Below are 9,039 nucleotides of genomic sequence, written 5' to 3' on the forward strand. Positions count from 1 at the left end.
CCGTCTTCATGGACTGGTAGAAGGGCATGGCGGCGGCGCTCGATCCGGCAGGGGGTGGCCGGATCGAACACTATCAGTGAGCGATGACGACTTTCAACGCGGGGGGGCTTACAGGTCCAGCGTGGCCGAGAAGCGCACCGTCGCCGGCATGCCGGCGTAGAGCGTACTGCCGCCGGTGGCCCAATAGCGCTCGTTGGTCACGTTGTCGGCGTTGACGCGCAGGGTCAGGCCACTTCCCCGCACCACGGTCTTGTAGCTGGCGCCCAGGCTGAGCGTGGTGTAAGCGGGCAGATAGGCGCGGTTCTGCGCCTCCGCCGCGCGGTCGCCGGTATAATAGACACCGGCGTTCAGCGCCACGCCGCCCAGGAAGTCCGGGTGGTATTCGGCGAAGACGGAGCCCGACCAGCGCGGCGTGTTCTCCACCCGCTTGCCGTCCTGCGCGGCGATGCCCGTGTTCTCCTGCACCGCGTCCAGGAACTGGCCACTCAGCATGACCGAGACGTCGGGCAGGATGTCCCCTTGGAGGGAGGCCTCGACACCCTTGTGGATGGCGCGGCCGTTGACGACGTAGGTGTTGCTGCTGTCGGTGTAGGCCAGGCCCCGGTCGATGTGGAACCAGGCCAGCGACACCATGGCGCCCGCCACCTCCATACGGCCGCCCACTTCGACCTGCTTGCTGACCACGGGGTCCAGGATGCTGCCGGCGTTGGTGGTGCCGTCGGGGGCGGTGCCCGCACTCTCCAGCCCCTCGATGTAGGTCGCGTACAGGCTGGACTTGGGCGTCAGCTTGTAGACCAGGCCGGCGGTCGGCGTGACGGTGGTGACGGCGAAGTTCTTCGCCGCCGATGACGTGTCATAGTCGACGTAGCGGGCGCCGGCGATCAGCAGCCAGCTGTCGCCCAGATGCGCCATGTCCATGATATAGCCGCCGGTATCGATGTTGACGCTGCCGGCGTTCAGCTTGGTGGTGGTGAACTTCAGGCTGTCGTAGGGGATGTCGACGGGATCGTACAGGTTCTGCTTCACTGCGGTATAGGACTGCTGGTGCTGGTCCTCCTGAGTTTGGCGGTTGCGGCTGAATCCCACCAGCAGTTCGTGGTTGATGGGGCCGGTGTCGACCTTGCCCGCCAGTTCCAGGCGCAGGTTCTGGTTGCGGTATTCCTGGTCCGGCGTGTAGGTGCCGGAGATGGTGCCGGCGCCGGTCGCCAGGTTCACCGAGCCCAGGTTGGCGATGGTCCGCTGCCGGCGGGTGGAGGCGACGCCGAACTCCGCGCGGGCCGACCAGTCGTCGGTGATGGCATAGTCGGCGCGGCCCACCACGTTGGTCGCCCAAGTGTTGTAAGGGGCGTTCAGCGGCGCCAGGCGCTTTGAGGGATCGGGCACGGCGGGCAGGGTGATGGTGCCACCCACGCCGTTCTTGGCGCCCACGGCGCTGGGCAGGGTGACGCCGCCCGGCTCATCCATCTCCCGGCGGTAGTATTCGGTGTCCAGCTTGAAGGTCAGGCGCTCGGTCGCGCGCCAGTCGAAGGCGCCGCTCATCAGCCAGCGGCGGCCATCGACGTCGTTCACCGGCGTACCGATGCGCGACGCGTAGCCGTTGACGCGGGCGCCAAACTCGTTGTGGTCGCCGAACTCCCGCCCGATGTCGAAGCCGCTGCCAAAGCTGCCGTTGGCGTCCCCGTTCATGGTGAAGCTGGTGACGGGGTCGGTGCCCGCGCGCTTGGTCACCACGTTGACGATGCCCGAGGGCGTGCTGATGCCGTAGTAGAGCGCCGACACCCCCTTCAGCAATTCCACGCGCTGCTTGTTCTCGATGGGGATGGGGCCCAGGTTGATGATGGGCAGCGACCCGTTGAGACGGTAGTTGGTGCGGGCGTTCATCAGCACGCCGCGCGAAACGAAGTTGTTGCTGGTCAGCGGGCTGGTCGACTGCTGCGTCACGCCGGGCGTGTTGCGCAGCGCCTCCTCCAGCCCTTGCGCGCCCTGGGCGTCCAGCAGGGCGCGCGGCACGATGGCGATGGTCAGCGGCGTGTCCAGCAGCGACTGGTTACGGAAGGCGCCGACCTGCACCACCTCTGCCCGGAAGGAGGGGGCGCGGGCGCCGGTGACGACGATGTCGTCCAGCGCCTTTTCCTGGCCGGCGTCGGTGGCCTCGGATGCGTCCACGGCGTCGGCCGCCTGCGCCTCGGAAAACTGCAGGGCCGCCAATAGGGCGAACACCGACACGGCGCACTTTCTCATTGTCTTACCGTCACTTCAGGGATGGGATTACCCCTTCCTGATACTGATAATGAGAAACGGTCGCAACATGGATTCTAACATTTCCGCTTAGTAACTTTGTTAACCCTCTCATTGCAGCCATGCGCCCACGCGTCACCGCGCCCGCCTGCGCTAATGAAGGATATGCGTCGGTGACGTCTTTAGATTGAATATAAGTGTATGCGGACGCCGTATGGCTGTCTCCGGTCCTACTTCGCGGCCGGGGCCGCCCCGTCCGTTGGGGCGATGCTTGGCGCCAGGCTTTGCAGCATGTGGGTGGTGATGGCGGCGCGCTGCTGGGACCCGACCGAGTCCGCGTTCACGGCATACAGCCCTTCCAGATAGGCTTTGTCCGCCGGGCTCAGCGCCCGGGTCTTCCGCCCGTCGGGGCAGCTGTCGGCGAACAGATCCAGGATGCTGGGCAGGGGGTTGCACTGGCCATCGGCCACTGGCTGGGCCAGGACCAGCATGGTGAGATAGTCGGCCAAACTGCCGAACGTCTCCCCCTCGATCTTGGTAGTATCGACGATGACCACGATGTTGTCGAAGACGCTGGCCATGTCGTGGGAAAGTCGGCTGCCGCCGTTGCCGTGGAACTGGTCCCTCAGGGGATCGTTCGCGCCCGAGACGTAATAGGGGTCGTCGACCACGGTGACGGCGCCGTCGCGCACGGCGGTCACGTACCAGGCCTGGATGGCCTGGGTCACCCGGCTCAGCTTGGCGGTCTGGCTGACGAAGTGATAGCCCAGCAGGAAGGGCCGCTTGTCGGCCACGGCGTCCATGAGCGCCTGGGGCGCGTCGGTGAAGATGATCTCGATGTCGCGCTTGCAGTTCTCCCGCGTCGGCGCCCCCACCTGGGCGGCGATGGTCTTGATGCGGGTGGTCAGGAACGAGGCCACGTCCTTGGGCACGTTCATGACCTCGGGGCACACGGCGGCCTGCCACCGGGTCAGCTGGTTCAGGCGGGGGCTGGCCTTGCCATGATCCTGGACGAAACCTTCCGCCGCCCGGGTCAACGTTTCCGCCGTGAAGCGGTTGCCGGTGACGGTGAAGGTGCTGGCCGGATCGTCGGCGCTGGCGGCCGTCTGGGCCGTCCCCGGTGCCGTCTGGGCCGATGCCGTCTGGGCCGCGACCAAGGCGATGGCCGCCATCCAGGTTGTGAACCAGCGGACCATCGCCATCCCCGTCGTGACCTTGCTCAGCCTTAATTTACTTCGCCGCCAGCGCCGCCTCCAACCCCGGCGTGAACTTGGCGCCGTCGGGCACGGTGATGCTGGAACCCTTGAAGGCGGTGCCGAACGGTTCCGCCCGGCCGCCCAGGCAGGCGCCCAGGAACTGCTCGGCGGCGGCGTTGAAGGCGATGCTGTTCTCCGGCCGGGCGAAGCCGTGGCCCTCATCGGGAAACAGGATGTAGGTGACGGGGATGTTCTTCTCCTTCATCGCCGTCACGATCTGGTCGGATTCCGCCTGGTTGACCCGGGGGTCGTTGGCGCCTTGGCCGATCAGCAGCGGCTTTTTGATGTCGCCCGCCTTGAACAGGGGGGAGGCGTTGTGCAGCAGCGTGCGCCCCTCCTCCGTCGTTGGGTCGCCCATGCGCTTGTAGAACTGCTGCTTGCCCGCCTCCCAATAGGGCGGAATGGTCTTCAGCAGGGTCGACAGGTTGCTGGGACCGACGATGTCCACACCGCAGGCGAAGGTGTCGGGGGTGAAGGTGACGCCCGCCAGGGTGGCATAGCCGCCGTAGGACCCGCCCATGATGGCCACCTTGTCCTTGGTGGTGACGCCCGACTTGACGGCCCAGTCGACGGCGTCGATCAGGTCGTCATGCATTTTCCGCCCCCATTGCAGGTTGCCGGCGGTGATGAAGCTCTTCCCGAAGCCGGTGGAGCCGCGATAGTTGACCGACAGCACGGCATAACCGCGGTTGGCCAGCCATTGGTGGTAGCCGCTGTAGCCGTAGCTATCGCGCGCCCAGGGCCCGCCGTGGACGAACAGCACCATGGGCAGGGGCTGGTCTGGGTGGCCGTCGCCCTTGCCGTCGGTGCCCGCCGGCAGGGTGAGGTAGGAGACCAGGGTCAGCCCGTCGCGCGCTTTGATCTCCACCGGGTGCATGGCGGCAAGCTCCGCCCCCTCCAGCTCCGGCCTGTTGACGAACAGCTTGGTCAGGCTGCGGGCCTTGCGGTCGAAGCGGTAGGTGGCGGCCGGCGCCGTCACCGGGTCCACCACCACGATCCAGGCGCTGTCGTCGTCGGTGCGGCTGGTGACGTGGATGTCGCCCTTCAGCTGGGCTTTCAGGAAATCCAGCTCGGCACCAATCTTGGGATCCAGGGCCGTCCACTCGGTGCGCAGGTAGTCGACGGCATAGGCCTGGACCACGCCGGTCTTGGGGTCGGCCAGGATGTCACCCACGTCGGCCTTGGCGTTCTGGCCCACCACGGTGGTGGCGCCGGTGGCGGCGTCCTGGGCGATCAGGGCGGCGGTGTCGCGGCCCCGGCTGTCGATCCAGTACAGGGTCTTGCCGTCCTCGGTGTAGCCCATGGGGTTGGTGGTCAGGCTGTCGTCCAGGCCGACGCCGCCCAGCGGCTTGGCCTCCACCTTGTTGTCCACGACGCGGAAGAAGTCGGTTCCGCCATCGGGTCGGGATTTGCCCGCCAGCCGAAGCTTGAGATCCTCATCCGCGGTGAATCCGGCATAGCCCTCGTTCTTGAACACCAGCGTCAGGGCGCCCTTGGCCAGGTCCAGGCTGTAGACGTCGAACCACTTGGGGTCGCGGTTGTTCAGCCCCACCAGGATGCGGTCCTTGATGCGGTGGCTGGTGCCGACGATGTCCACCCGCGTCTTTTCCTGCGGCGTCAGGGTGCGCTGGGCGCCGGTGGCGACGGTGACGCCGTACAGCACGAAATTCTCATCGCCGCCCTTGTCGTTGATGAACAGGATCATCTTGCTGTCGGGGGACCAGAAGTGCTGGCGGATGGGGCGGGCCTTCTCCGCCGTCAGGGCCTTGGCCTGGGTCGGGTCGCTGGCCGGCGCCACCCAGACGTTCAGCACGCCGTCGCGCGGCGCGATCCACGACAGCCACTTGCCGTCCGGGCTCAGCTTGCCCTGGGTGCGGCTGGGGTTGCCGAAGAACTTGGCGCGTTCGATCAACGGGGCCGTCGGGCTGGTGGCGGGCGGCGGTGGGGCCGCCACGGCGGTCAAGGTGGTGGTGGACGCCAGCATCAGGCCCAAGGCCAGGGCGATACGCTTCATCAGTTTTCCCCGTCCGCATGCACATTGTTGGCCGCCGGCGCCTGGTTTGGGGCCGGCGGCGGATCGATCGAAGATGGGGGCGGCCCGCCCGTCCGGCAAGTACCGGTTCGCCTCGGGCCGGGCGGGCCGCTTCCCCTCCCGTCAGGCCCCGCCCGGTGCCGCCTTGTCGTAGAAGGCGTCGAGGTCGACGACCAACTGCTTCAGCGCGTCGGGGTTCAGGTAGATCATGTGGCCGGACGGGTAGTACATGAACGTGATGTTCTTACGCTGCGCCGGTTCCAGCTCCATATGGTTGATGTCGTACTCCGTGGCGAAGAACGGTGTCGCCATGTCATAATAGCCATTCAGCGACAGCACCTGCAGGCGCGGGTTCTGGCGCATGGCGGCGCTGAGGTCCAGGGCCACGTCCGGCACCTCCAGCTTGCCCACGGTCGGCACCTTGTGGTGCCAGTCCCACTGCTCGTTGGCGTCGTCGGAGCCGGGACGGTATTCCAGGTCGGTCTTGTAGCCCAGGTCGCCGCCGACATAGGCGCGGAGGCTGGAGATGAAGGCGCTGTTGATGGCGCTGTCGGACGGGTCGTATTCCGGCCCCTCACCGGCGGCGTCGGTGTCCACACCCAGGAAGCGGCTGTCGAAGCGGCCCACCGTCTGCCGCTTGTCGCGCAGCAGCTCCTTCTGGAAGCGGAACAGGTCGATGCGCAGCTTGGTGCGCTTCAGGTAGTCAACCGACAGGCCGGTGAAGGCGGACAGCTGCTTGGCCACCGCGTCCTCCTCCTCCGGCGTGATCGTCTGGCCCTTGGCCAGCGCCGCCGCGTAGGGCCCCCGGGCGAAGACGCGCGCCTGCTGGACGAAGGCCGCCAGGTCGGCGGGCTTGTTGGCGATGCGGTTGTGATACCAGGCGGTGGCGGCGTAGCTGGGCAGAAAGCCGATGTAGCCCTCGTCATAGCCCGGCTGCAGGATGCCGTAGTTCAGGATGGACGACAGCAGGATGACGCCGTTCAAATCCATGCCGTCGGCCTGCAGGCGGGCGGACAACGCCGCCGACCGCGTGGTGCCGTAGGACTCGCCGAACAGGAACTTAGGCGAATTCCAGCGGCCGTTCAGGGTGACATAGCGGCTGATGGCGCGGGCGAAGGCGTCGACGTCCTGGTCCACGCCCCAGAAATCCTTGCCCTTGGCGTCGCCCAGGGGGCGGGAATAGCCGGTGCCGATGGCGTCGATGAAGACCAGGTCGGTCTTGTCCAGCAGGCTGTCGTCGTTGGCGCTGAAGTTGTAGGGCGCCGGGGCGTTGTTGTCGGGGCTGGCGGTGCGCACGCGGATGGGCCCGAACGACCCCATGTGCAGCCACAGGCTGGCCGATCCCGGGCCACCGTTGTAGAGGAAGGTCACCGGCCGCTTGGCCGCCGGCGCGCCCTCCGCCGTGTAGGCGACGTAGAACACGCTGGCCGTGGGCTTGCCGTCATTGTCGCGGATGGTCAGGGTGCCGGCGGTCGCCTGATAACGGATGCTCTTGCCCTTGATGGTGACGGTGTGGGACGTGGTCTTGGCCGTCTCCGTCACCGGGGCGCGGGCGGTGGCCGCCTCGATCTGGTCCGCCACCTTCTCGTTCCTGGGCGCGTCGTCGTCGCCCTTGCCCTTCTTGTCCTCCGCCCCACTCGCCCAGCCGCCGATGGCGACGGAGGTCAGCAGCGCCGCCGTCAACGCGGCCACAACCGTTCTACGCATTCCCTACTCCTTGTTGAACCGGGCATCCGGAGGCTCGGCAATAGGGAATGTAATATTATAACACTGTCGTTTCAGTCTCGATTTTTCCTATCCACGCCTTTTTGTCGCAGATCGGCGCGACCACGCCGATCAGGGCGGGCCTTCCGGCCCGCGACGCCGAAGCCGGTGGGCCGGAAGACACGCCTGAACCAGAGCGACTTACGGCGCGGGCGCCGTGGCCTTGTCGTAGAAGGCGTCCAGGTCGGCCACCATCTGCTTCAGGGCGTCGGGGTTCAGGTAGACCATGTGGCCCGACGGGTAATACTTGAAGGTGACGTTCTTGCGCTGGGCGGCGTCCAGCTGCATGTGGCCGATGTCGTATTCCGTGCCGAAGAACGGTGTCGCCATGTCGTACCAGCCGTTCAGCGACAGCAGCTGCAGGTGCGGGTTCTGGCGCATGGCTTCCGCCAGGTCCAGCGCCACGTCCGGCGATTCCATGCGGCGGCCGCCGATCTTGTGATGCCAGTCCCACTGCCCGATGGCGCCGTCGGCGCTGCGACGGTAATCGAGGTCAGTCCTGTAGCCCAGGTCGCCGGCCAGGTAGGCCCGCTGGCTGGAGATGTAGGCGCTGGTGATGGCGCTGGAGGAGGGGTCGTACTCCGGCCCTTCGCCGGCGGAATCGGTGTCGATGCCCAGATAGCGGCTGTCGAAACGGCCCACCGTCTTGCCCTGGTCGCGCAGCAGTTCCTTGCGGAAGCGCTGCAGGTTCACCCGCAGCTTGGCCTGCTTCACGTACTCCACCGACAGGCCGGTGTAGGCCGCCAGCTGCTTGGCCACCGCGTCCTCCTCCTCCGGCGTGATGTCCTGGCCCTTGGCCAGCGCCACGGTATAGGGGCCGCGCGCCCAGGCCCGGACCTGTTGCAGGAAGGCCGCCAGGTCGGCGGGCTTGTTGGCGATGCGGTTGTGGTACCAGGCGGTGGCAGCGTAGCTGGGCAGGTAGGAGACGAAGATGTTGTCGAAGCCGGGCTGGCGGATGCCGTAGTTCAGGATGGACGACAGCAGGATGACGCCGTTCAGGTCCATGCCGTCCTGCTGCAGCCGGTTGGACAAGGCCGCCGAGCGGGTGGTGCCGTAGGATTCGCCGAACAGGAATTTGGGCGAATTCCAGCGGTTGTTGATGGTGACATAGCGGTTGATGGCGCGGGCGAAGGCGTCGATGTCCTGGTCCACGCCCCAGAAGTCCTTGCCCTTGGCGTCGCCCAGCACGCGGGAATAGCCCGTCTCCACCGCGTCGATGAAGACCAGGTCGGTCTTGTCCAGGATGCTTTCATCGTTGGCGGCGTAGGTGTAGGGCGCCGGCGGTGTGGTGTCCGGGCTGTTGGTACGCACACGCAGGGGCCCCAGGCCCATATGCAGCCACAGGCTGGCCGACCCCGGGCCGCCGTTGTAGAGGAAGGTCACCGGCCGCTTGGCGGCCGGCACGCCGTCGGCGGTGTAGGCGACGTAGAAGACGCTCGCGGTGGGCTTGCCGTCATTGTCGCGGATGGTCAGGGTGCCGGCCGTCGCCTGGTATTTGATGGTCTTGCCGTGGATGGTGACGCTGTGGGCGCTGGTCTTGGCCGTTTCCGCGACGGGGGCGCGGGCCGTGGCCTCTTCGATCTGTTCCGCCACCTTGTCGGCCTTGCGGCCGCCGCCTTCGCCCTTTTCCTTCTTCTCGTCCGCCGCCCATCCGGCCGCGGCCACCGAGGTCAACACCACGGCCGTCACTGCCGCCACTGCCATCTTCTTCATGCCCCTGCTCCTTATCGGGATTTTATATCCAATAAA

5 protein-coding genes are annotated in these 9,039 nt (G+C 66.7%); all 5 read right to left on the reverse strand.

The window, feature by feature from the left end; all coding sequences use genetic code 11:
* Positions 1 to 108 precede the first annotated feature (108 nt).
* Complete coding sequence (locus I55_RS16890; protein ID WP_252181184.1) at positions 109 to 2,226, reverse strand: TonB-dependent siderophore receptor; 2,118 nt, start codon at positions 2,224 to 2,226, stop codon at positions 109 to 111.
* A 242-nt stretch (positions 2,227 to 2,468) separates the two neighbouring features.
* Positions 2,469 to 3,434, reverse strand: a complete 966-nt coding sequence (locus I55_RS16895; protein WP_148293790.1) for a hypothetical protein — start codon at positions 3,432 to 3,434, stop codon at positions 2,469 to 2,471.
* 34 nt (positions 3,435 to 3,468) lie between these two features.
* The gene (locus I55_RS16900) at positions 3,469 to 5,508 is read right to left on the reverse strand and encodes a S9 family peptidase (RefSeq protein WP_044561753.1); all 2,040 of its coding nucleotides are present in this window, start codon (positions 5,506 to 5,508) and stop codon (positions 3,469 to 3,471) included.
* A gap of 141 nt (positions 5,509 to 5,649) precedes the next feature.
* Positions 5,650 to 7,233, reverse strand: coding sequence for a S10 family peptidase (locus tag I55_RS16905; RefSeq protein ID WP_044561754.1), 1,584 nt, complete (start codon positions 7,231 to 7,233; stop codon positions 5,650 to 5,652).
* Positions 7,234 to 7,431: 198 nt separating this feature from the next.
* On the reverse strand, positions 7,432 to 9,003 hold the full coding sequence (locus tag I55_RS16910) for a S10 family peptidase (RefSeq protein WP_044561755.1): 1,572 nt from the start codon (positions 9,001 to 9,003) through the stop codon (positions 7,432 to 7,434).
* Positions 9,004 to 9,039: the final 36 nt, after the last annotated feature.

The sequence above is a fragment of the Azospirillum sp. B4 genome, assembly GCF_000333275.1.
GTDB lineage: Bacteria > Pseudomonadota > Alphaproteobacteria > Azospirillales > Azospirillaceae > Nitrospirillum.

Bases quoted from the DNA above. Each gene is read 5' to 3' on its own strand.
- I55_RS16910 (WP_044561755.1), bottom strand. From the start codon at position 9,003: ATGAAGAAGATGGCAGTGGCGGCAGTGACGGCCGTGGTGTTGACCTCG.
- I55_RS16900 (WP_044561753.1), bottom strand. From the start codon at position 5,508: ATGAAGCGTATCGCCCTGGCCTTGGGCCTGATGCTGGCGTCCACCACC.
- I55_RS16895 (WP_148293790.1), bottom strand. From the start codon at position 3,434: ATGGTCCGCTGGTTCACAACCTGGATGGCGGCCATCGCCTTGGTCGCG.
- I55_RS16905 (WP_044561754.1), bottom strand. From the start codon at position 7,233: ATGCGTAGAACGGTTGTGGCCGCGTTGACGGCGGCGCTGCTGACCTCC.